The organism is Flavobacteriales bacterium, assembly GCA_019694795.1.
GTDB lineage: Bacteria > Bacteroidota > Bacteroidia > Flavobacteriales_D > UBA2798 > UBA2798.
In genome coordinates, this window is the sequence record JAIBBF010000005.1 from 33,003 (window position 1) to 56,623 (window position 23,621).

The following is a 23,621-nucleotide window of genomic DNA, read 5'->3' on the forward strand; positions in this document are numbered from 1 at the left end:
GCCAATTAATAAAATCATGAAAACAAAAGTTGTAGTAATCGCAATTGCATTGTTAGCAGCGCCACAAGTGAAAGCGCAGAAATTGCTTAAGAAATTAGCAGAATCATCTAAGCCGAAAGAGGAAAAGGTGGACAAAACACCGGTTCAAATTGCCGATATGGAGGGTGATTTTAAAGATGAATTCGGATATTCCGGAAAATATTATTCGCTGGACACGTTGTGGAAAGTTGATATTAATTATGGTCGACCGGTATTGGATGAAAAAGGCAGAAAACAATTTACGAAAGTTCAAACCTGGAAATTTATCCGTGAAGAAAACGGACAAATCATTAATCGTCTTGATCGCTTCACCGGCGTTGAAATTGCTGACCGTGGTTATGGAAATTTCCGTTTGGTTGAACGTATGCTTGAAAAGGGAAATATTGTTTGCTTTAGCAAAGATGGTGGAAGCAACGGGAATTCTTATTTGCTGCAATTGGAAAAAGATGTTTATGGTCTTGCAAAGGTCGATATTCACAAAAATTTAGTTCTTGAATACCAAAATACCTACGCCAAAGATCCGGCAAAATTAGAAGCCTACGATAAGGAAATCGGAGCTGCGAAAATGCAACAGATCATGAATCAATACAAACAAAAAGAGTTTGATATTCTTCGTGAAAAATGGATGAAGAATCCAACTTATGCGGCCATGGCTGGTAAAATCGGATTTATGGATGATTACCGTAAGGTAGCCTACAACAGAAATGAAATCACTGAGAAAACAGATGCTTTTGCTACTTCATTCGAAATCGGAAAACAATCGATTTTCTACCGTGCTTATTTTAAAACACCGGGTGCTGCACTTTGTCCCGGTTGCGAATTAAACAATACGTACGAAATGGAAGGATTTAAAATCTCCCGTATCGAATTGCGTAAGAAAGCTTCTAAATGGTCGAGAATGATCAAGCAGAAATTTGTAGAGGAAGACTTCTTTACTGCGGCTCCGATTCTGGTAAGTTTCTCTGAGAATATTGCGGATTATGCATTCCTGTATTGCATCTATCAAAACAAAGACAAGTTTGTTCACGGTAAAGCACTCAAATTAAAAGTTACCATGACCTCCAATCAGGATGGAGTGGATAAGGATGTCCTCGCCGAAGGAACCATCTCATTACTTTACAAAAACGAAAACAAGGACGGATTTGATAAAATGATGAAATGGGTAGAAGATGTTATCAATGAATAACAGTAGGTTTATGATGCATGCAGAAAGCCCCGTTGATGAGACGGGGCTTTCTGTTTTTATTCTAATGGGAATTACCTGCTTTTATTTTAGACTATCCGTTTCTGCAGGAGTCACTTTCAAATCGGATTTTATTTTTTGTATGAGTTCATCGGTGCCGGGGTCTTTTCCTAATTCAAATGCTCTTTCTGCATAGGGAAGAGCTTCATTCGCCCGGTTTAACTTATAGAGCAAGGCCGCATAGGTATCGAGATTCTGCCATGAATCCGGTGACATATCCATGGATGTTTTACTCCAGTTTAAAGCGGCATTTAATAGAAGTTCATTGGATGATACAGTATAAACATCCCATGCCATGGAATTAAAAAAGTCGTGATCACCAGCTTGAATCATGTACTCAAAATCGCGATTAAAATTTTCGATTTCTAAGGCCAATTGTTCATTCTCTTCTTTCGATTTAGCATTGCATAATCCGCCTTCTTCTACGGGGAAAAGAAATACACTATGATAATGATCGAGTTTACTCGAAATCTTATAAGCAGAATAATTTAGCGATAATTGCTTTACAGCCCAATTGGTAAATGGAAACAGCATTAAAAAGGCAATGGCCGACATGATCATGACCGACTTCCTGACAAAAGGCAGAATTACATTTTTATTTCTAAAAATAATCAACATGCTTATTCCTAAAAAGAATATTGAAATCAAATACAATTGAAAAGACCCTTTCCAATGCATCATTCCAAATAATATTGCTAAAAATGAAAATGAAAGACCAATGCTAATTATTCGGTCGAGCCACACATTCCCGTTTTTACTTTTTTTAAGGAATGAAAAATAGAAAAACAGAAGTGCCAGACCGAATATGATAAAGATACTTGCAGCTGGCCAATGCAAGGTTTTAAAGACATAACCTAAAAAGAAAAAGGATAGTCCTACTTTAAATGAAGTCTCCAGTAATTTATGAAAAGCAAGTGTTGCTCCAAATACATCCCCTTTTGGTTTTTCAATCCAATAAATGTGTACGGGGACAAATATGCTCATCATGTTATGCAAAAATAAAATCAGAAATCCGATCAGCATCAATGGAACTCCAATCCAAATATTGATTGATTTCAAAATAAAGGAGACAATAATAATTCCCCATGCTACCCAGTACACATGTTTATTTATTTTATAATAAAATTCCTGAATGGCAATCTGAATATTCTTTAGCCGTTCTCCTGCATCTTTCAACTTAAAAAATACCAGGGAAAGCACCGAAATAAATAACAGGATGGCCGACAATTCAACCGAAATAAACATTCCCGCAGTGATCAAAATAATAAAGAAAGATCCGATTCCTAGTGTTCGGAAAAATTTCATGTAGTCAATGATGGGATACAATTCATCTTTCTTCTGAATGGATTGCTTTAAATACGCTTTTATCCGCTCATTGTATTCAGCAAATTTTGATCCCGGTGCATCGGAATTTGCAATTTCAGCTTCCTCCTTTTCATTATAAGCTCTGGCTAACTGAAGTAATTTATCAATTTGATCGCCCAGATAACTGAATCGTAATCGTGATGCAATTACAGAAAGGAAAAATACAGAACAGAATAAGGATTGATAGGCTAATAAAATTAATAAACCGCTTTTATTGAACATCAAGGCAGAGGCCGATGAAAATTCGGCTATTCCTTTCATTTGAATGATGTCGGAAATAATTTGGGATAGTCCACTGTTAAAGAGCGACATGTTTTCCTGACTAAAATCGGAGGAAGATATAATCGTTAAAAATCCTCCAAATGCTAATGCGCCGAATAATGCTGCTTCTATCACATAAGCATTCATTTTTTCATTGTCCGATTTTAATGCCACTTCCATATCCACAATCAATTCATCATTCTCATCGTGAGAAAGAATGCCCTCCATTTCTTTTTTTGTGCGGATTTCCAATTGCTCCTTTACCTCCTTGTATTGAGGAGCCTTTTTAGAAAAATGACGCAGAATCATCAGGAAATAAAATGAACTTGCAATGGTGATGATGAGTAATGCAAATCCTGGAATATCAGGAGCCAGATAGTTTTGAATAATGATGCCTTGTACTACCATAAAAAAGACAAGGACATAATTCCAGGCACTGTTTTTTGTTTTGAATTTTAAATCATGGATTTCTTTGGTGTTTAAAATCTTATAGGTCGATTTTAAAATGATGTTTTCCCTGAAAATTGCCGTGAGTATTACAAAAATGGGGATTAATGCATATTGACATAAAAGAAAAAATCCGGGTTCATCTACACCAAATAATTCTGCAGCAGAATTTAAATTTCCGGTGTTATGCAGAAACAGGAATATCCAGCGAAGAGTAAAATCGAACAATAAAGGACTTAAACTGGCAGAAACAAAAATGGAAAAGGATAAGGAGCCTTGTTCTTTTTTTTCAATCCATTTTTTAGAAAGAACATCCGCCGATTCAATTTGATTTGGGCTAAATTGAATAGTTGATTTTAACTGTTCAATAAAATCGGTATTCGTTCGTCCGGGAATGTATTTTGGATGCTTTTCCTGTAAATGGATAAATGCCAAAAATAATGCGAGTGCATTTTCTTTTTCATTTGGATTTAAGGGTTCATAAAGCGAAAAGTGTTTACTGATGCTGTCCCCTTTTTTTACCTTCGATTTACCTTCATTAATGCATTGATCAATCAAGGCAACTTCCAGGTCCGAATCATATAAGTCTTGTGCAAGTTCACGCCATTCTATCCAAACGGAAACGGGAATGGAATGTGTTTCGTTTTTGTAAATAGAAATCAGAGATGAAACAAAAGTCAGGATTTTAATATTCTCTTGTTCCATAATTTTAAGCTTAAATTTTAACTCCGATTACACACACATCATCCAGCTGTTCAAATTCACCTTTCCAGGTGTTGAAGGTTTCTGAAATAATGGTCATTTGCTTTTGAATACTCTCTGTAGAAATAGCGCACAACAATTTTTCGAAATTCGACGATTTAAATTTCTTTCCTTTTTCTCCTCCGAATTGATCGCTATATCCATCTGAGCTTTGATAAATGATATCGCCTTTTTCTAGTTGAATTTCGTGAAGTGTAAACGGTTTATCGTCGCCAATATGTATACCGATAGGTTGTTTGTCGGCTTTCAATTCAAGAATCTGACCGTTTCTTACTATAAATACGGAATTATTGGCTCCCGCAAATTGCAATTTCATTTCATTGTGAAGTAAGCGGCAGAATGAAATATCCATTCCATCTCTGTTCTCTCCCTCTTTGCCGGTTTGTCGCAATGCAATGATCACGCGGTGACGAAGCTGATTTAAAATCTGATCTGGTTGAAATTCTTTTTCTTCGTTTACAATCTGATTCAATAATCCTGCACCCAACATGCTCATAAAGCCACCGGGGACCCCATGTCCTGTGCAATCCACCACCGACCACAAAATGGAATTGTTGTGATGCGCATGCCAGTAAAAATCGCCGCTTACAATATCTTTGGGTTTAAAAAAGACAAAATGTTCGGGTAAACTTTTTTTCATCATTACATCCGAAGGCAAAATGGATTGTTGAATGCGCTGTGCGTAATGAATACTATCGGTAAGTTCTTTGTTTTTAATTTCAATAATATCTTTCTGCAGAGAAATTTCTTTAGCTTTTTCAACCACTTCTGCCGTCCGTTCTTCTACTTTTTTCTCAAGAATCAGTTGACGCTCCAAATGAATACGTTCTCTGTATTTAATATAAATCCAAACCAATACAGCGGCAAAAGCAACTACCAAAACATAGAACCACCAGGCTAACCAAAAGGGACGTTGAATGGTAAATGGAATTTGCAGAATCTCACTTTCTATATCGTAGGCATTGGTCGTTTTAACTTCTAAAACATAATTACCGTGTGGAATATTATTTAAACGAATATGATTCGATAATTGATGGTTGATCCAACTGCTATCCAGTCCCACTACACGATAACTAAAAGTTAGAGCACGCGGTGAAGCAAGGATGTCGGTATAAAAATCGAATTCAAGATTATTCTGATTCCATTTCAAATCGCTGAGTTGTTGAACATAATGAAGAGAATCTTCTATGTTTAGAGTGTCTGAACCGACCGAAATTCCGGATAAAAATAAGCGTGGTTTTTCATCGGGAATATTAAACGATTTCGGATCAAAACTCAATATGCCACTTAATGAGGCAATATAAATTCTTCCTTTTTCATCCATTTGTGCAATGGATGGAAGGAATTGACCGACACGAATTCCCCAGTCCTTTTTAATGAGGTAGGATTTATCATTTTTTCTGTCCCAACGCAGCAATTCTTCTTTTAAGGCAATCCAATATATTCCGCTACGGTCGCGGATCATGGCGTTAGCGGGACCGTTTTCAATTCCGAATTTTTCATTCAGCAATTCTGATTTTCCTGTTTTATGGTCGAAAGAATAAATTCCGTTTTCAGTCAGAATCCAGATGTTATCGGCTTCATCTCGGTAAGCCATTGTAATGGTGCTGTCGGGGAAGTGGTACTTTTGTTTCGGACCATAAATTTTCGATTCTTTACTTGCCGGATCAAAAATCATAAAGGCGGTTGGACCGCATGGCAATAACCATTGCTTATCATTAAGCACGTACGAATATTGGTTCTGTAATGAAATAGAATCCTTAAAAATATGAAAGGTGTCTAATGTGTTGTTTTTCGGATTGAAAACGGCAATCAAACTTTTTCCGGTGTGATAGGAAATGCAATGATATTGATGATCGGGTTTTTCGGGGTTGTGCCTGAAAAATAAAAAGTATCCCCTTCTCGCGTTTTTTTCTCTTACTTCAATAACCCGTTTATCTTTCTCCGTGAAATAGCCGTTCATCGCACTGGTGGTGAAATAAACGGTATCGTTACGAAAAGCGAAATCTCCGACTTTACTGTTATCCATTCTGTTTCCTCCGGGGAAATCAAATGGACTAAATCGCAGTGATACATTTTCCAATTCCGGATCGTAAACAACAAATCCGTAATTGTGCGATAAATAAATTTCACGGCTGTTTTTTACAACCATCATATTTACCGGAATAATTTGTGCAGAGCGATTGGAATATTCAAGTCCCATTTCTTCCCAGGGATAAAAACGGAATTGATTGATGATAGGAATGTAAATATTAAAGCTTCCATGTCCGGTAGAAACCCAGATATTTCCTTTGCTGTCTTTTTTTAGTGTTCGGATTCGGTTATCGTTCAAGCTGGTTGCAATGCGAGGATTATGCCGGATGTATTTTACTAATTTGGTTTCGGGATTTACCACCATTATTCCCGTGTTGGAAGTAGCTACCCATAAATTCCCAAATTCATCTTCAATAATTCCTCGGGCATTTTCCAGATTTAAAATGGTTTCCTTTCCCGAAATTCCGGAAACACGTTCTGCCGTTTTTTTCTCATTGTCGAGATAAATTAATCCGCTGTACGAACTCCACCACCAATTCCCCTTTTTATCCATGTAAAAAGAATTGATGATGTTACTGGCGCTTCGTATAAAATGAGCTTCTCCTGGATCTGTTTCTTTCAGATAATCTTCAAGCGGAAAGGGATAAAATTCTTCGGTATCCGGATTAAAATAGGAGGGAATATTACTGGGGGCTCCACCTCCGAAATAACCCAATAGAAAAGTTCCGTCTTCCAATTCCCAGAATCCTTTTATTCTATTGGAAAAAGGTTGATGTCCGTCGTGCGGCTGATCGTATTTTCTAATGTAATTGGTGCAATGTCCGGTTTGAGTATTGAATTTAACCAAACCACCATCCCAGGTGAGAATCCAGAATCTTCCTTTGCTGTCTTCTTTAAATGTAACGACTAATGCATAGGGTAAACTGTTTTTTTTGCTGCTGTCGGGAAGGAAATGCTTGAATTCATTTTTCTCCGGATTAAATCTCGTAATGCCCAGCGTATCTAAATACGCAATCCACATTTCACCTTTTTTGTCAACGTAAATCGTCTGGATGGTATTCGATAAAATGGAGTTTGCATCTTTATCGTCGTGCGACCAGGTATGGGTCTGGTATCCGTTAAAGCAGGCGATCCCTTTATCGCAGGCCATCCAAAGTCGGCCTTTATCATCCCAGAATTGGTTGTAGGTATTTTGTACACCGATTTGTTCCTTTCCTAATTCATGGAAAACCGGTTGCCAAAGGTGTTGTGCATTCACCACCAGGTGAAGCATAAAAGAAAAAACAAGCAGGAGCCTTTTCATAAGGGCTTCTAATATAGAGCAAAAGATCTTTGGATGAGAAGGAGAATGAAAAAATTAAGGTGAATTACACCATTTTTGAACGTTTAATCAGGTATTCCATCAATACCTTGTCAAAGCCTTCACGAATATCGGCTTCCACCAGTTCAATATTTAATTGAGCGCATTTTAAAACGAGGTCGTTTTTAAATTTCGACATCGCCTCCAAATATTTTTCCCGTACTCCGGAGGGGTTGAGTTTAATTTCTTCGCCACTTTCCATATCGATGAAGGTGTAGGGACGATTCTCGAAATTGAATTCAAGTTCCAGTTTTTTATCACTTACGTGAAAAAGAATAACCTCATGTTTATTGTGACGCAAATGCTGTAGTGCAGAAAATAATTCTTCCGATTCTTCTGAATTATCAAGCATATCTGAGAAAATAACCACCAGTGATCTGCGATGAACAGCTTCGGCTATACGGTGTAAGCATTGTGCTGCGCGTGTAGTGTGTGGATTCCCTGCGCTGAATAGTTGCAAATGTTTCTCCAGTTCGCTGTACAGGAATTTCTGATGTGTAATACTGGATTTGCTTGGCGTGTGGAGTTCTATTTGTTCGGAAAATAAGCTTAAGCCACAAGCATCGCGCTGTCGTTTTAATAATTCCATTAATGCAGCTGCGGCGTGAATGGAAAATCCGATTTTATTGTAAAATCCTTTTTCGGGTGTTTCGGGAAAAAACATCGAAGAAGAAGTGTCGATGATAATCTGACATCTCAGGTTTGTTTCTTCCTCGTAACGTTTAATGAATAATTTGTCGGTACGCGCAAATAATTTCCAATCGATATGCCGGGTAGATTCTCCGGTATTGTAGAGGCGGTGTTCCGCAAATTCAACCGAAAAACCATGAAAGGGACTTTTATGTAATCCCGTAATAAATCCTTCCACTACCTGGCGGGCAAGAAATTCGAGATTGCCGAAGGGCTCCGTTTTATGTTTGTCGATTTTATTCAAAACATCGTTTTAAAAAGAAGAATTCCGGGCAGCAGTACCCGGAATTCTAGAACAACTTTACTCAGGAGGGAGGTAGCTTAAAGTTGTTTGTTAAGTTTATCGGTAAGCTGACTTTTCGGAACAGCTCCTACAGATTTGTCAACAATTTCTCCGTTTTTCAAAAAGAGAATCGTTGGAATGTTACGGATTCCAAATTTCGATGCTATTCCCGGATTGTGGTCTACATTCACTTTTCCGATCAATGCTTTTCCATCGTATTCTTTCGACATTTCCTCAACCACTGGTCCGATCATGCGGCATGGTCCACACCATTCTGCCCAAAAGTCAATCATTACAGGTTGATCTGATTTTAGAACCAGTTCTTCGAAGTTTGCGTCGGTAATTTCAGTTGCCATTGTTTTATATTTTTTATTCAGTTTAAAAATAAATGTTTTAGTTCCATTGCCAAAATCCTGCCGTTTAAAATAATGCGACAGATTGTCATCCTAATCCTTATTGAAACAACTTTTGGACTTCATTTTTGGCGAAATTGATGGCCTGGTCAGAAGGCATTTTGTCAATTTTTTGTCCGATTTCAAAAATCGCCGCACTTAACTCCAATCCCGTTGCATCATTACCCAGATTTGCTCCTGCAATATTGATCATGCGAATGGTTTCTTCTTTGGCATTTTTTAACAAGATCCAGCAGTTGTGCGATACGTAAACCTGTTGGGTCATGTTGTGTTCGTATTCTTCTCGAATTACACGAACAAGTTCAGCCTGAAAAAGTTTAGCACTCATTCCGGGCTTGTAGGTTCTCATTAGCAAATTATTCGGTGAAATCCGCTCCAGAAATAAAACCACGCGCTCGTAAGCCTGAAGTCGTAAAGGAAGAACTGTTTTTTGCGTTTCTGCCTGTATTTCTTTTAACTGACGTTCCGCGCTTTTTTCGAGGTATTGCTTAAATAAAAGGTAGGCTGTGAGAAATACGATAGCACTGGGCAAAATGATCTTCAGCAGATCCAAAAAATCCTCCATATCCGGTTGTTGTTTATGCAAAGATGCCAAAAAAGCACCGATCACCGGTGATGAAAGGCTGATAAAAATGCTAACAATTCGATCTGATAATGTTTGTAATTATTTGTTTTTCAGCGTCCTGAATTATTCTTTCAACATTTAACCCTTTTTCCTCTTCTTTTCCCCGTATTTTCTAGGCTTTGGGCTTGATTTTGTCTACATTTGCACCCGCAATTATGCAGGCCTTTCCGGTAAGGCTTTCGTTTAACTTCTCTTGTTGGCCGGACAACGAGATACAAGTAAAAAGCCACAATGGCAGAAAAATCGACCGCAACAAACGTTGCACCAGACCCAAATTTCGACTGGGTTGCTTACGCAGACAAAGGTTATGTGTACACTTCCGATGAAAAAGACAAAGTTGGAAAGATGTATGATGACACGCTTACTTCAATCGTGGAGAAAGCAGTAACTGAAGGTTCTGTTGTAGCTATCACTAAAAAAGAGGTAGTAATCAACATCGGTTACAAATCAGAAGGTGTAGTTCCTCTTTCAGAGTTCCGCTACAATCCAAATCTGAAAATCGGAGAAAAAGTAGTTGTATTCGTTGAGTCTACCGAAGACAAAAACGGTCAGCTGATCATCTCTCACAAAAAAGCGCGCATGTTCCACGCATGGGAACGTGTAAACGAAGCGCTTACAAAAGACGAAATCATCACAGGTTATGTGAAATGTCGTACTAAAGGTGGACTTATCGTTGACGTATTCGGATTGGAAGCATTCCTTCCAGGTTCGCAAATCGATGTTAAGCCAATCCGCGATTACGATATTTTCGTTGGTAAAAACATGGAGTTCAAAGTGGTTAAAATCAATCACGAATTCAAAAACGTTGTTGTATCGCACAAAGCGCTTATTGAAGCTGAACTCGAAGAGCAGAAAAAACAAATCATCAGCGGACTTGAAAAAGGTCAGGTTCTTGAAGGAACCGTTAAAAACATTACATCATACGGTGTATTCGTTGACCTTGGTGGTGTTGATGGTCTTATTCACATTACAGACCTTAGCTGGGGTCGTGTTAATCATCCTGAAGAAATCGTTAAACTCGATGAGAAAATCAACGTGGTTATTCTTGATTTCGATGATGATAAAAAACGTATCGCACTTGGTCTTAAACAACTTACTTCACATCCTTGGGATGCCCTTGATGCTAACATCAAAGTGGGTGATACCATCAAAGGAAAAGTGGTTGTTCTTGCCGACTACGGAGCATTCATTGAAATTGCACCGGGCGTAGAAGGATTGATCCACGTTTCTGAAATGAGCTGGAGCCAACACCTTCGTTCAGCGCAGGACTTCCTGAAAGTTGGAGATGAAGTTGAAGCAGTAGTTCTTACCCTCGATCGCGATGAGCGTAAAATGTCGCTGGGTATGAAACAACTTAAACCAGATCCATGGGCTGAAATTGAAGCAAAATATCCTACCAATTCCCGTCACACTGCCACTGTACGTAACTTCACCAACTTTGGTGTGTTTGTAGAGCTGGAAGAAGGAATCGATGGATTGATTCACATCTCAGACTTAAGCTGGAGCAAAAAAGTAAAACACCCTTCTGAATTCTGCAAAATCGGAGATAAAATCGATGTTGTTGTACTCGAACTCGACAAAGAAAACCGTCGCTTAAGTCTCGGTCACAAACAACTCGAAGAAAATCCATGGGATGTATTCGAAACCATCTTTACCGAAGGTTCAGTACACGAAGGAACTGTTGTTACTGTTAATGATAAATCAGCTACAGTTGCTCTTCCTTATGGTGTTGAAGGTTATGCGCCTGCAAAACACATCCGTAAAGAAGATGGTTCCAATGCTAAAGTTGAAGACAAACTTCAATTCATGGTAACCGAATTCAATAAAGAAGGTAAGAAAATCGTTGTTTCTCACACTGCAACTTTCGATTCTTCAGTAGTTGAAGAGAAAGTGAAAAATGCAGCTCGCGGTGGTGCTAAAAAAGGTGCCGCAGCAGGGAACACGACTTCTAAAGCCGTTAAGGAAATCAATTCCAACATCGAAAAAACCACACTTGGTGACCTCGATGCTTTGGCAAACCTGAAATCTGAAATGGAAAAAGGAGAAAAGAAATAATCCTTTAACTGAATACTAAAAAGTCCGCTCTAATTTATGGAGCGGACTTTTTTTTTGACCAAAAATGGTTATATTGTATGGCCAAACCATGAAGGAAAAGTTCAAAATAGCCATTTTAGAAGAGGGTATTCTGGAAAATACTGTCCTCGAAGATTGCCACATCGATGCCGAAGATATTCATGCCATTAAGGCGGAGAATATGCGGTTGATGAAGGACAAACTTTATGGTATTTTAGTGGTTTCGGAACCTGGAACTACTATTTCTGCAGAAGCACGACGCCTCTCGGCTTCTTCCGATTTTCAATTGAACACGGTAGCAAAAGCCATTTTGGTTCGCGATTTACCCCAACGAATCATTGGGAATTTTTACCTCACATTTAACAAGCCTGCCATTCGCACAAAAGTCTTTAGTGATCGGGAAAAGGCGATGGAATGGCTTCGGTCCGAATTGAAATCGACCAACCGTAAACCGGTATTGGGTGCCGTTTGTTTATAATTTTAAAGTGCTGGAGTAGGACAATTTCTCTTATATTTGTCCAACCTTCTTTCCGATGAAGCCTAACGAAATAGTCAACAGTCAGCTTTTTTCTTTACTCATCAACAGGCTTTGTTTTCAATTAATCGAAAATCACGGAGATTTTTCTGATTCTGTAATCATCGGTTTGCAACCACGCGGTATTTATTTGGCCAATCGCATAAAACATCGTTTAGAAGAAATTACAGGAACACAAATTCAAACCGGAGCGCTCGATATTACATTCTACCGCGACGATTTTCGCAGAAGGGACATTCCTTTATTACCCAGTGTAACGAATATCGATTTTATCATCGAAGGCAAAAAAGTGATTTTGGTGGACGATGTGTTGTATACCGGAAGAACCGTTCGTTCCGGATTGGATGCGCTAATTGCTTATGGTAGACCTAAAAAAGTAGAGCTACTAACATTGATTGATCGCAGGTTTACACGGCAGATTCCCATTCAGGCAGATTATGTGGGGAAATGGGTCGACTCACTTCATTCGGAACGTGTTTCGGTAGAGTGGGCAGAAACGGAAGGAGCAGATAAAGTGATTTTATATACAGAGAAAGAAAATGAATAAGCACTTAAGCGTTGATCATTTACTCGGCATCAAAGATCTTCTACCGGAAGATATTGAAATCATATTTCAAACGGCCGACAGTTTTAAACAGGTGATCAATCGTCCGATTAAAAAAGTGCCATCACTTCGTGACATTACCATTGCGAATCTCTTTTTCGAAAATTCAACCCGTACAAAACTTTCGTTTGAACTTGCAGAAAAACGCTTGTCGGCCGACATTGTCAATTTCTCTGCATCCGGATCATCGGTAAAAAAGGGCGAAACTTTAATTGATACGGTAAATAATATTCTGGCCATGAAAGTGGATATGGTGGTGATGCGCCACGCCACTCCGGGGGCTGCACTGTTCCTTTCTAAACATGTGGATGCACGCATTGTGAATGCCGGCGACGGTACGCATGAACATCCAACGCAAGCTTTGCTGGATGCTTATTCCATTCGTGAACGGTTGGGAAGTGTAGCAGGAAAAAAGGTGGTGATTGTGGGTGATATTCTTCACTCTCGGGTGGCCATTTCGAACATTTACTGCCTTCAAAAGTTGGGTGCAGAAGTCATGGTTTGTGGTCCCACCACACTAATTCCCAAATACATTCGCGATCTGGGTGTAAAAGTGGAGCACGACTTGAAAAAGGCCCTGGCCTGGTGCGATGTGGCCAATATGTTACGAATTCAGCTGGAACGACAGGATATCAAGTATTTCCCTTCACTCCGTGAATATTCCATGTTGTTTGGTTTAGATATGACCTTGCTCAAAAGTTTACCGAAGGAAATCGTGGTGATGCACCCGGGACCCATTAACCGGGGAGTGGAAATCACCTCCGAGGTGGCCGACAGCGAGCAATCGGTTATTCTGGATCAGGTAGAAAACGGGGTGGCTATACGAATGGCTGTCATCTACCTCCTGGCCGCAAAAATCAGGAGTTAAGCAGCTTGAGCCACATTATTTTGCTCCACACCCTTTCAATTTCGTAGAATGATTTTTTCTGTCTATATTTAACATTCAAACTTTGGATATGAATTTTGAAGTAAACACCCACGATAAATACGTTTTGATCCGCTCCAAAGTGGAAAAACTCGATACCACGCATGCACCTGAGTTGAAGTCACTCATGGTTTTGCATAACAAAGAAGGTGTACGAAACCTGATTTTGGATCTTGCAGAAACACGCTATTGCGATTCATCCGGATTGAGTGCTATTTTGGTGGCCAATCGTTTATGTAAAGGTTCCGAAGGATCTTTTGTTTTAACCGGCTTACAAGAACCGGTAATGAAATTGATTACCATTTCCCAATTGCACAATGTACTCAGTATAACTCCCACCGTAAGTGAAGCGTCTGATTTAATTTACATGGAAGAAGTTGAGCGTGATTTAAATAATGAAAACTAATCGTTACATGAAGAAAATTTTACTTTTCGTTTCGTTTATTGCTGCCGGTTTTAGTGCTTCTGCACAATGTACTCCGGATATGAGCGTAGCCGGTGATGCCGGAATTCATCCAGACAGCGCACAGAATTTTGCAGTGGCTTATGTGGGCACTCCTTACGGACAAACCGTAACTGCCGTTGTACCTGCAGATACCTGTGCACAGGTTTTACCTTTGCCATTGCCATGCACTACGTTGTCGTTCGACAGTATCGTAGTAACTTCAGTAACCGGATTACCTCCGGGATTTGTTTTCACATGTGCTGTTCCTAACTGCGCATTTCCGGGTAATTCCATCAATTGTGCGATTATTACCGGTACCGCACAACCAGGTGATGAAGGCGTATATAACTTAACCATTGCATTGGATGCATACGTTGGTGGTTTCGGAGTTCCGAATAGCTTCACACTCGATTATTATAAAATCGTAGTGTTGCCTGCCAATAGTGTAGATGAAGTTGCTGCTTCTACATTTTCTATCAGCCAGAATCAACCTAATCCATTCGATGAAACAACTTCCATTGTACTGGAAACCGGAATTTCAGGTAATGTTCAATTGGAAGTATTCAATCTGTTGGGTCAACCTGTTTACAACAAACAGATCGCCGTTAACAAAGGGAAAAATACAATTACAATCAATGGTTCAGGTATTCCTTCAGGAACGTATATGTACAAAATTTCCGATGGAAAACGCACCCTCACCAAGCGCATGATTATCGCACATTAATCCATAAAATTATAGGAAGACCGTTCGAAATGAACGGTCTTTTTTTTTCATGAAGTTTGAAGTCACCATACTCGGATCCGGTTCATCGACTCCTTCACTGCGAAGGAATCCGGCCTCTCAATTGGTCAATATCCAGGAGAATTATTTTCTGGTAGATTGTGGCGAAGGAACACAACTGCAAATGCGCAAATACAAAGTCAAATTTCAGCGCATTAATCACGTTTTTATTTCCCATTTGCATGGCGACCACTACCTAGGTTTAATCGGATTGTTGCAGAGTATGCATTTGCTCGGAAGGAAAAACGAACTGCATATCTATGCGCATCCCGATCTTAAGGAGATGATTGATTTGCATATGAAAATATCGCATACACGTTTGACCTATACCATACAATTTCATCCGCTGAGCTACGATCAACCCCAGGTTATTTTTGATAATAAAATGCTGGAGGTTTCTACGGTTATTCTTAAGCATCGTATTCCTACCTGCGGATTTGTTTTTCGTGAAAAGCAAAAGCTTTTACCCATTAGTTCCGAAGCATTAAAAACCTACAGCATTCCGGTTTATGCATTACCCGGAATAAAAGAGGGGAAAGATTTTATTACCGGTGAGGGAAAAGTAATTCCGAATAAAGAACTCACGCTGGCACGACCGGCATCGTATTCCTATGCTTATTGTTCCGATACCATTTATCACGAAAAAATAATTGATTCAATTCAAGGTGTGGATGTGTTATTTCATGAAAGCACATTTACTTCGGAACTGAATGATCGGGCAAAAGAAACATTTCATTCAACGGCTGCACAAGCTGCAACGATAGCTTTAAAGGCGGGAGTAAAACGATTGGTGCTTGGACATTTTTCCGTGCGCTATCATGATATGGATCGCTTTATTACGGAGGCCAGGGAAGTATTTCCCGCAACGGAGATTGCAGAAGATGGATTAACCATTACAATTTATCCTTAATCAACATAAAGTAGAAGCGTGATCTATTTTAGTTCCTCGCAAAAATTCTTCAATGGTCATTTTCTTTTTACCGGCTTGCTGTAATTCTTTTAACAGCAAGGAACCATCTGAAGTGAATACACGCAAATAGCTTTTATCATCGGTTTCAATACTGCCCGGTTTTCCGCATTTCGAATCTTTTTCGCTGCTGAAAATTTTTAACGTATTGTCTTCTTTGTTGACTTGCTTCCAAATGGAAAAAGCAGCAGGGTAGGGGGAGAGTCCTCGGATTAAATTATATACTTCCGTTGTAGAACGATTCCAATTGATATGGCAATCCTCTTTAAAAATTTTAGAAGCAGATTTAAGTGTAGTTCCTTCCGTTATTAAGGATTCCTGTGGTGTGGAAGAACTCTTGCCATCCCGAATAGCCGTAACGGTTTTTACGAGTAATTCTGCACCGGTTACCATGAGTTTATCGTGAAGTATTCCGGCTGTATCTGTATCGGAAATTTCTACTTTTCGTTGTTCAATGATATGTCCCGTATCAATTTCCTGGCGAATAAAAAAAGTGGTGACTCCACTTTCCTTTTCGCCATTGATTACTGCCCAGTTGATCGGAGCAGCGCCACGGTATTGCGGAAGTAAAGAGGCGTGTAAATTGATGGTTCCGTATTTCGGCATATTCCAAACCATTTCGGGAAGCATACGAAAGGCAACCACTACAAATAAATCGGCATTTATTTCTTTTAATGCAGCAATGAATTCCGGGTCTTTTAATTTTTCCGGTTGCAATACGGGAATATGATTTTCAAGTGCAAATTCCTTAACAGCAGAAGGAGTGAGTTTTTGTCCACGTCCCGCAGGTTTATCCGTTGCAGTTACAACCGCAGCAATTTCGATTCCTGAATTTTTTAAACTACGCAATCCCTCTACTGCAAATTCAGGAGTGCCCATATATACAATCTTAAAGCCCATCAGATTTTAATGTTTTTCCAGTTACCTTTTTGTATGTAATATAAACAAGCAAACAACATCATTCCGAAATAAACATATTCCAGGCACCATACAATGGTGATGGGTTGCGGATATTGAACGGCAAGTAACCATGCTCCAAATAAATAAATACCAATCGAAATGGCCTCAATACGAAATGCTGTTTTCGAATCGCCTGCTCCTGAAATGAGATTCAATAAGGGAGAAGTAACTGCCAGTAGAAACATTGCACCCGTTACAACCTGTAAAGTGTAGGCAGCGTCTCCAAGTATTGCGTTGTTTTCGGATATAAACGGAATCACCAGTGCAGGGAAAAAGATATTGGAGAAGGTGAAAAGAAAGGAGGCGATTAAATTAAGAATGACAATTTTTCGCACGGTCGGAATCACTTCATTGGTTTTTCCTTCTGCAATTAAATGCGAAACAAAGGTTCGGGTTGCCGATCCAATTCCTAAAACCGGAATTAATGCAATGAGATAAAACATCCGGATGATTTGCGAAATTTCTAAATCGTGCGGCCCCATTTGCTCAATGAAAAAGAAAAAAATGGTCCAGGTTCCTGTACTGATCGCTCCCTGCAACATCAAAGGCCACGATAAAATCATGATTTCACGAATGCGTTGCCACTGGATATGAAATGGACGAATCAACAAATAGGTTTTGGCCTGTTTATCGTTGATGGTATAAAGAATGACAAATACAAGAGCAAGAATTTCCGAAAGAACAGTGGCTAGTGCAGCACCTTTTAATCCCATTGGTTCAAATCCGAAATTCCCAAAGATCATTCCATAATCCAGCAACACATTTCCAATAGCAGTGATCAGTGTGTAATACATAATCATTCGCGTTTTGGCAATGCCTGAATAAAAAGACTGGAAGGCTAATGTTGGAATGGCAACTATAAATCCATAAGAGCGAACCGATAAGAATTCCTGCATTTTTATCAGGGTCGACGGATCATTTACAATGGGAGGAAGAAATAAAACGTTAACCAGTAAAAGCAATACGGTAAAAATCACACCAGTGATGGCGAGTAAGAAAAAGGTCTGACGAAAAAGATCTCCGGCTTCAGTAAAATGTTTTTCTCCATCGCGACGCGCAATCAAAACCTGAGCACCGTTGGAAATTCCGGTGGCGAGCATAAAGAGGGTGACATACAACATTCCTGCATTTCCACTCGCGTTGAAATCGATGGAACCTACACGATTAAGAAAAGCGGAGTCGGTAATAAGGACCGTAAACTGAACAAAAACGCCAATCATAATCGGTGATGCAACCGACAAAATTTTGCTATATGATAAACTGCTTTTCTCCATCAGTCAATAGCAATCACTAAGCCTTTTAAATATTCTCCTTCGGGATGGAAAATGGAAACCGGGTGATCGGCGGGTTGATGCATACGATGAAGTATTCTCACGTTTCTTCCTGCGTTAATGGCTGCCGACATCACCGCTCCGGTGAATAATTCCATATCGATAACTTGCGAACAGGAAAAAGTAAAAATTAATCCGCCCGGTTTAATCTGACGGATGGCTTCTTCGTTGAGTCGACGATAGCCCTGAATGGCGTTATGTTTTGCCGATAAATGTTTTGCAAAAGCAGGTGGATCCAAAACAATGATGTCGTAATCCTTTTCAATATTTCTTAAATAGGGAATAGCATCTGCAACGATGGATTTGTGTTGTGCTCCTTTATTCGTTAATGCAATATTGGTTTCGGTTAATTCAATCGCTTTTTTAGATGAATCGAGCGAGTGAACTTCCTTTGCATTGTTTTGTAGTGCATAAACTGAAAATCCTCCTGAATAGCAAAACGTGTTCAGGATTTTTTTTCCATTGGAATATTCGCCTAATAATTTTCGGTTTTCACGCTGGTCGATAAAAAATCCGGTTTTTTGTCCGCTTACCCAATCCACCGCAAAACGATGTCCGTTCTCCATTACCTCTTTTCCCGAAATCTCATCGCCAAATAAAAATTCATTTTTTTCCGATACCCCTTTGGATAAGGTTTCACTGCTTTTATCGTAAACCGAAATTAATTTTTCTCCAAATGCGGCCTTCAGTGCATTAACGATATGTTCCCTTTCACGAAACATGCCGGTGGAGTGACATTGCACCACGCAAACACCGTCGTAATAATCGATCACTAATCCAGGTAATCCATCGCCCTCGCCGTGTACCAGTCGAAATACATTGGTAGATCCACCCGGAAACAATCCAATTCGCTTGCGAACCTCTAATGCAGCAGCTATTTTTTCGTTCCAGAAGTCACGATCCGGAAACAAATTCCCAAAACGGAGCATACGAACCGTAATACTTCCGGTTTGGAAATGACCATATCCCAGCGTTTTTCCACTCTTTTCTCTCACTTCAACGATGTCGCCTTCAGAAGGCTGTCCTTTAGTGTCGGAAATGGCTCCGGAAAACACCCAGGGGTGAAATCTCAGTAAGGATCTTTCCTTACCGGCTTTTAAGGTGATAATGGCATGCATATTGAAGTGCAAAACTAAACAATTGCGCGACATTCTGTTTTTACTAATCGATTTAGAATCCTTATGTTTGCAACCCCGAAATGAAACTGCTTGCGTCCATAACCGTTTTCTCACTGGTAACATTATTCTATTCCTGCAGCGGAGAGGATAATTCCGGGACTAATCCGTCGAATACCATCAAGTTGACCGACACCACCCTGGCAACCGACGAAGTAGTGGTAGATTCTGCACTATTTTCAGACCGGCCATCAACCGAAGAAATGTTGGAATCCTTTGAATACTGCAAGGAAAATGCAGAGAATTCTATGACCTGCAAATATTTTATTGCGAAAGCTATTTGCTGGTACTACGATATCACCGATTTTGAAACGGAAGACGGAAGATATGTCGATTTCGAAGAGATTCGTCCGATTGTATTGTCCTCCAAAGCATGGCACCTGGCCGGACCCGCATCCAGTCAGTCGGCTCTCGATGCTGCCATGAATGCTGCGAATGAAGGAAAGGCTGCAATTGCTATCAGCGAAAGAGATAAATACGGTCACGTTGTTTTAATTCTTCCCGGTAAAGGAGAAAAAGCACCTGCATGGGGCGGTTTAACCTGTCCGAATGTTGCCAGCTTCTTTATGGTTCCCGGTTTGGAGCCGTTTGTGGATAAATCCATGGCCTATGCATGGAATTCACCCGACGGAATTCAGGTTTATGTTCGCGATTGATTTGCCTATCTTGGCAAAAAAAATCAAATGAAAACAGAAGCTCAGGTTTTAGCAGAAATGCTGGATTACAACCGTAAACAAACCATCGGTTATTTTAATAAAATTTCTCCGGATCAGTATACGCGTTCTTTTGAAGTGAACGGTAAAACACTCAATTCACCATTGTGGATCATCGGACATCTGGCGGTTACTGAAAATTATCTATGTCTTCGCTCAACGGGTGCAGAAATTGTGCGCTTCTCCTGGGCAAAACAATTCGGACTTGGCGCTGCCTTACCATCAGAATCAGAATATCCTGCCGCTTCAGAAATCCTTGAAATATTTCACGCAGTGCACGAAGCATCCATGAGAAAAATCATGTCACTGAGTGATGAAGAACTTCTTCAGGTAAATGCTTCAGGGATGAAGTTTGGAGGAGATGATTCTGTCCGGACCATTGTACGTCACGCCATTGCACATGAAGGTCAGCATGCAGGTCATTTAGGTTGGTTGTGTAAGTTAAATGGTGTAAAAACCATATAAAAGTGATAAAAGTCGTATTGCACTTTTGCAAGCTTGTCTATTTTGCAGCCATTAACCCAAGATTCTTTTTATGTTTAATCGAATAGTTGTTACTCTTTTTGCCAGTGGAATTTTTCTGTTTTCCTGCGGCGAAAAAGAGAAGGGTATTCATCCCGAACGAAAAGCACTCACCGAGTTTGTTTATGGAAGCGGAAGCATTCGTGCTGCGGAAGAATACAAAGTATATTCCACTGTTTCCGGTATCGTTGATGAGATTTTTCCTGAAGAAGGGGATACGCTTCAATTGGATCAACTCATTGCCAGAATTAAGAGTGATAATACCGGGTTAAATGAGATGAATTCCAAAATTGCCTGGGATTTTGCGCGCGAAAATTATGATCCTAATTCTTCTGCAATGCAAGAATTAAAACTGGCCATTGTTACAGCCGAAACCAGGTTCAAACGCGACTCGGTTAATTTTATCCGCTTTAAAAATCTGAAAGAAAATGATGCCGTTTCCGAAAATGATTTTGAGCAGGCTAAACTCGCTTTCGATTTATCGGCGAATACATTGATTTCTGCACGCAAACGATATGAAACAGCATTGCGTCAGTCGAAAACGGAAATGCAACGTGCAGAGAATGTCTATAAGATGAGTGCGAATAATAAGAAGGATTTCGAATTGCGCAGTAGAATGAATGGTCGGGTGTATGCGATTTACAAGCAAAAAGGAGAATTGGTCCTGCCTCAGGAACCCATTGCATTGATCGGTGAAAGTTCCAATTTTCTGGTTCAGCTTCTGATTGATGAAATGGATATTGCTAAGATTAGAATCGGACAAGAAGTTTTAGTCAGCATCGACACCTACGGCGATGAAGTTTTTCATTGCAGAATCTCGAAAATTTATCCCATGCTTGATGAACGTTCGCAAACATTTAAGGTGGAAGCTCAATTTGAAAAAGCACCTGAAGTCCTTTATCCGGGATTAAGTCTGGAAGGAAATATTTTAGTGAATGAGAAAAAAGATGCACTCGTTATACCTAAATCTTACCTCATCAATAAAAAGTTTGTTCGTCTGGAATCCGGCGAAGAAAAAGAAATAAAAACGGGATTATCGAACATGGAATATGTCGAAGTACTGGAAGGCCTCGATGAGCAATCGACCATTCTTAAACCTGTGGTGGAATAATGAGGTATAAACTTATTTTTCTGATTGCCCGAACTCATTTAATGTCGCGGATTAAACAATCGCTTATTGCGGCGTTGGGTGTGACATTCGGTATTGGTGTTTACATCGGCATGATCGGGTTTATGACCGGACTCAATAAGTTAATGGACGATTTGATGTTGAATAACACACCACACATTCGTTTGTATAATGATTTAAAAGTTGAACGTTCTGCAATCGGAGCGCGGGTTGCAGATTTTGAAAAGAGTGTTTTGGTTGTACATCATCAGCGTCCTAAAGATGCGAAGCGGAATATCCGGAACTCATTAGAGATTATTTCCGAATTAAGAAAAGATCCCCGTGTTTTAGGCGTTGCACCGCGATTAAGTACGCAAGTGTTTTATGATTTTGGATCGGTTCAGTTAAACGGATCTATATTAGGAATAGAAGTGTATGAAGAAAATAAACTGTTTAATCTTTCAGATAATCTGCTGGAGGGAGAATTATCTTCTCTGGCTACCGAAAATAATGGCGCAGTGATTGGGGTTGGACTCGCTAAAAAATTATCGGTTGGAGTGGGGGATCGGATCAATTTGACTTCTTCCACCGGTGTTCAGTTTCAATTAAAAGTGGTTGGTATTTTTCAAATTGGAATTTCTGCCATTGATGATGTACAAGGATACTCAACACTTAAAACGGCGCAAAAATTATTGGGGAAAAACAAAGATTATATTTCCGATATCAACATTAAGTTGCACGACATCACCAAAGCGAAAGAATTAGCCGCCGAATATGCACGTCGGTTTGAAGTTACAGCTGTCGACTATAAAACCGCCAATGCGCAAATGGAGTTGGGGATGAATGTGCGGAATATTATGACCTATGTAGTTGGCGTAGCATTGTTGATTGTAGCAGGATTTGGGATTTACAATATTCTAAATATGTTTATTTTCGAAAAAATGGATGATATCGCCATTCTGAAAGCTACCGGGTTTTCGACCAGCGATATTCATAGGATTTTTATTTCGGAAGCTTTAATAACAGGATTGGTTGGAGGAGTATTGGGATTGCTGGTTGGATTTTTAATTTCCTATGGTATCGACAATATTCCATTTGAACAGGATTTTATGCCTACACTTAAAACCTTCCCCGTGAATTACGATCCGAAATATTATATTATTGGAATTGTATTTGCGCTGGCTACTACTTTTCTTGCAGGATACTTGCCTGCACGTAAAGCAGGAAAAATTGATCCGGTAGAAATAATCAGAGGAAAATGAGTTTGGTACTTGAAGCAAAAAATATCGTCAAATATTTTCATGATCCTGCCGATTTTCAGGTGCTGAAAAATGTATCGCTCGATGTGAAAAAGGGAGAGTTCGTTTCCATCATGGGGAAATCCGGTTGTGGGAAATCTACCTTGTTGTATATTTTGTCGACCATGGATACCGATTATCAGGGTGAATTGCGATTGGATGGCGAATTGGTGTCGGGGAAAACGGTGGACGAATTAGCAAAAATCAGAGGTCAGAAAATTGGATTCGTTTTTCAGTTTCATTATTTATTACCGGAATTTTCAGTATTGCATAATGTCATGATGCCCGCCATGAAACTGAATCTGAAATCGGAAGAAGAAATCAGAATGGATGCATTAAATAAACTGGATTTATTGGGGATAAAAGAACAAGCCGATAAAAAATCGTATCGATTATCGGGCGGACAAAAACAGCGTGTTGCCATTGCACGTGCCTTGATCAATGATCCAATGATTATAATGGGCGATGAGCCAACAGGAAATCTTGATTCGAAAAATGCCAATGTGGTTTTTGAAATTTTGCGCGAACTTTCAACTACCCGCGGACAATCCATGATCATTGTAACGCATGATCCCGACTTCGCTGCAAAAACAGATCGGATTATCGATATGGCCGACGGTGAAATTGTAAAATAAAAAAGCCCCGAAATTTTCGGGGCTTTT

At 39.6% G+C, this 23,621-nt stretch carries 21 protein-coding genes; 13 read left to right on the forward strand and 8 right to left on the reverse strand.

Annotated elements, in window-relative coordinates; genetic code table 11:
• Positions 1–16 precede the first annotated feature (16 nt).
• Positions 17–1,225 (forward strand): hypothetical protein, encoded by a 1,209-nt coding sequence (locus tag K1X56_03235; GenBank protein ID MBX7093710.1) that lies wholly within the window; start codon positions 17–19, stop codon positions 1,223–1,225.
• Positions 1,226–1,306: 81 nt separating this feature from the next.
• Here the strand turns inward: K1X56_03235 and K1X56_03240 are convergent, their stop codons facing one another.
• The 5 genes from K1X56_03240 to K1X56_03260 form a co-directional block, all read right to left on the reverse strand.
• Positions 1,307–4,060 (reverse strand): hypothetical protein, encoded by a 2,754-nt coding sequence (locus K1X56_03240; protein ID MBX7093711.1) that lies wholly within the window; start codon positions 4,058–4,060, stop codon positions 1,307–1,309.
• Positions 4,061–4,070: 10 nt separating this feature from the next.
• Positions 4,071–7,454, reverse strand: coding sequence for a SpoIIE family protein phosphatase (locus K1X56_03245; protein MBX7093712.1), 3,384 nt, complete (start codon positions 7,452–7,454; stop codon positions 4,071–4,073).
• A gap of 64 nt (positions 7,455–7,518) precedes the next feature.
• A complete protein-coding gene (locus K1X56_03250) occupies positions 7,519–8,445 on the reverse strand; it encodes a DUF58 domain-containing protein (GenBank protein MBX7093713.1) in 927 nt (308 codons plus the stop codon).
• Positions 8,446–8,522: 77 nt separating this feature from the next.
• The gene (gene trxA, locus K1X56_03255; GenBank protein ID MBX7093714.1) at positions 8,523–8,840 is read right to left on the reverse strand and encodes a thioredoxin; all 318 of its coding nucleotides are present in this window, start codon (positions 8,838–8,840) and stop codon (positions 8,523–8,525) included.
• A gap of 97 nt (positions 8,841–8,937) precedes the next feature.
• Positions 8,938–9,462: a hypothetical protein gene (locus K1X56_03260; protein MBX7093715.1), complete on the reverse strand. Its 525-nt coding sequence runs from the start codon at positions 9,460–9,462 to the stop codon at positions 8,938–8,940.
• Positions 9,463–9,753: 291 nt separating this feature from the next.
• On the opposite strand from K1X56_03260, the gene rpsA reads away from it, so the two are divergent.
• The 7 genes from rpsA (at position 9,754) to K1X56_03295 (ending at position 15,795) form a co-directional block, all read left to right on the forward strand.
• Positions 9,754–11,577 carry a 30S ribosomal protein S1 gene (rpsA, locus tag K1X56_03265; GenBank protein MBX7093716.1) on the forward strand — a complete coding sequence of 608 codons (1,824 nt, stop codon included), beginning with the start codon at positions 9,754–9,756 and terminating at the stop codon, positions 11,575–11,577.
• Positions 11,578–11,665: 88 nt separating this feature from the next.
• Positions 11,666–12,073, forward strand: a complete 408-nt coding sequence (locus K1X56_03270) for a hypothetical protein (protein ID MBX7093717.1) — start codon at positions 11,666–11,668, stop codon at positions 12,071–12,073.
• Positions 12,074–12,128: 55 nt separating this feature from the next.
• Positions 12,129–12,677 (forward strand): bifunctional pyr operon transcriptional regulator/uracil phosphoribosyltransferase PyrR, encoded by a 549-nt coding sequence (pyrR, locus tag K1X56_03275; GenBank protein ID MBX7093718.1) that lies wholly within the window; start codon positions 12,129–12,131, stop codon positions 12,675–12,677.
• Complete coding sequence (locus tag K1X56_03280; GenBank protein ID MBX7093719.1) at positions 12,670–13,602, forward strand: aspartate carbamoyltransferase catalytic subunit; 933 nt, start codon at positions 12,670–12,672, stop codon at positions 13,600–13,602. The genes pyrR and K1X56_03280 overlap by 8 nt, the downstream gene beginning before the upstream one ends.
• Positions 13,603–13,690: 88 nt before the next feature.
• Positions 13,691–14,065 carry an STAS domain-containing protein gene (locus K1X56_03285; GenBank protein ID MBX7093720.1) on the forward strand — a complete coding sequence of 125 codons (375 nt, stop codon included), beginning with the start codon at positions 13,691–13,693 and terminating at the stop codon, positions 14,063–14,065.
• A 7-nt stretch (positions 14,066–14,072) separates the two neighbouring features.
• Entirely contained in the window at positions 14,073–14,828 is a 756-nt protein-coding gene (locus K1X56_03290) for a T9SS type A sorting domain-containing protein (GenBank protein ID MBX7093721.1), read from the forward strand.
• 49 nt (positions 14,829–14,877) lie between these two features.
• The gene (locus K1X56_03295; protein ID MBX7093722.1) at positions 14,878–15,795 is read left to right on the forward strand and encodes a ribonuclease Z; all 918 of its coding nucleotides are present in this window, start codon (positions 14,878–14,880) and stop codon (positions 15,793–15,795) included.
• Here the strand turns inward: K1X56_03295 and fmt are convergent, their stop codons facing one another.
• The 3 genes from fmt to K1X56_03310 are packed head-to-tail and all read right to left on the reverse strand — an operon-like array spanning position 15,796 to position 19,261.
• Positions 15,796–16,755: a methionyl-tRNA formyltransferase gene (fmt, locus tag K1X56_03300; GenBank protein MBX7093723.1), complete on the reverse strand. Its 960-nt coding sequence runs from the start codon at positions 16,753–16,755 to the stop codon at positions 15,796–15,798.
• Entirely contained in the window at positions 16,752–18,053 is a 1,302-nt protein-coding gene (locus K1X56_03305; GenBank protein MBX7093724.1) for an MATE family efflux transporter, read from the reverse strand. Before K1X56_03305 ends, fmt begins: the two co-directional genes overlap by 4 nt.
• 32 nt (positions 18,054–18,085) lie before the next feature.
• Positions 18,086–19,261: a class I SAM-dependent rRNA methyltransferase gene (locus tag K1X56_03310; protein ID MBX7093725.1), complete on the reverse strand. Its 1,176-nt coding sequence runs from the start codon at positions 19,259–19,261 to the stop codon at positions 18,086–18,088.
• Positions 19,262–19,341: 80 nt separating this feature from the next.
• Here K1X56_03310 and K1X56_03315 point away from each other — a divergent pair, with 80 nt between their 5' ends.
• The 5 genes from K1X56_03315 (at position 19,342) to K1X56_03335 (ending at position 23,594) form a co-directional block, all read left to right on the forward strand.
• On the forward strand, positions 19,342–19,974 hold the full coding sequence (locus K1X56_03315; GenBank protein MBX7093726.1) for a hypothetical protein: 633 nt from the start codon (positions 19,342–19,344) through the stop codon (positions 19,972–19,974).
• 27 nt (positions 19,975–20,001) lie between these two features.
• Positions 20,002–20,496, forward strand: a complete 495-nt coding sequence (locus K1X56_03320; GenBank protein MBX7093727.1) for a DinB family protein — start codon at positions 20,002–20,004, stop codon at positions 20,494–20,496.
• A gap of 70 nt (positions 20,497–20,566) precedes the next feature.
• A complete protein-coding gene (locus K1X56_03325; protein ID MBX7093728.1) occupies positions 20,567–21,664 on the forward strand; it encodes an efflux RND transporter periplasmic adaptor subunit in 1,098 nt (365 codons plus the stop codon).
• Complete coding sequence (locus K1X56_03330) at positions 21,661–22,923, forward strand: ABC transporter permease (protein ID MBX7093729.1); 1,263 nt, start codon at positions 21,661–21,663, stop codon at positions 22,921–22,923. The genes K1X56_03325 and K1X56_03330 overlap by 4 nt, the downstream gene beginning before the upstream one ends.
• Positions 22,920–23,594 (forward strand): ABC transporter ATP-binding protein, encoded by a 675-nt coding sequence (locus tag K1X56_03335; GenBank protein ID MBX7093730.1) that lies wholly within the window; start codon positions 22,920–22,922, stop codon positions 23,592–23,594. The genes K1X56_03330 and K1X56_03335 overlap by 4 nt, the downstream gene beginning before the upstream one ends.
• The last annotated feature ends 27 nt before the right edge of the window (positions 23,595–23,621 follow it).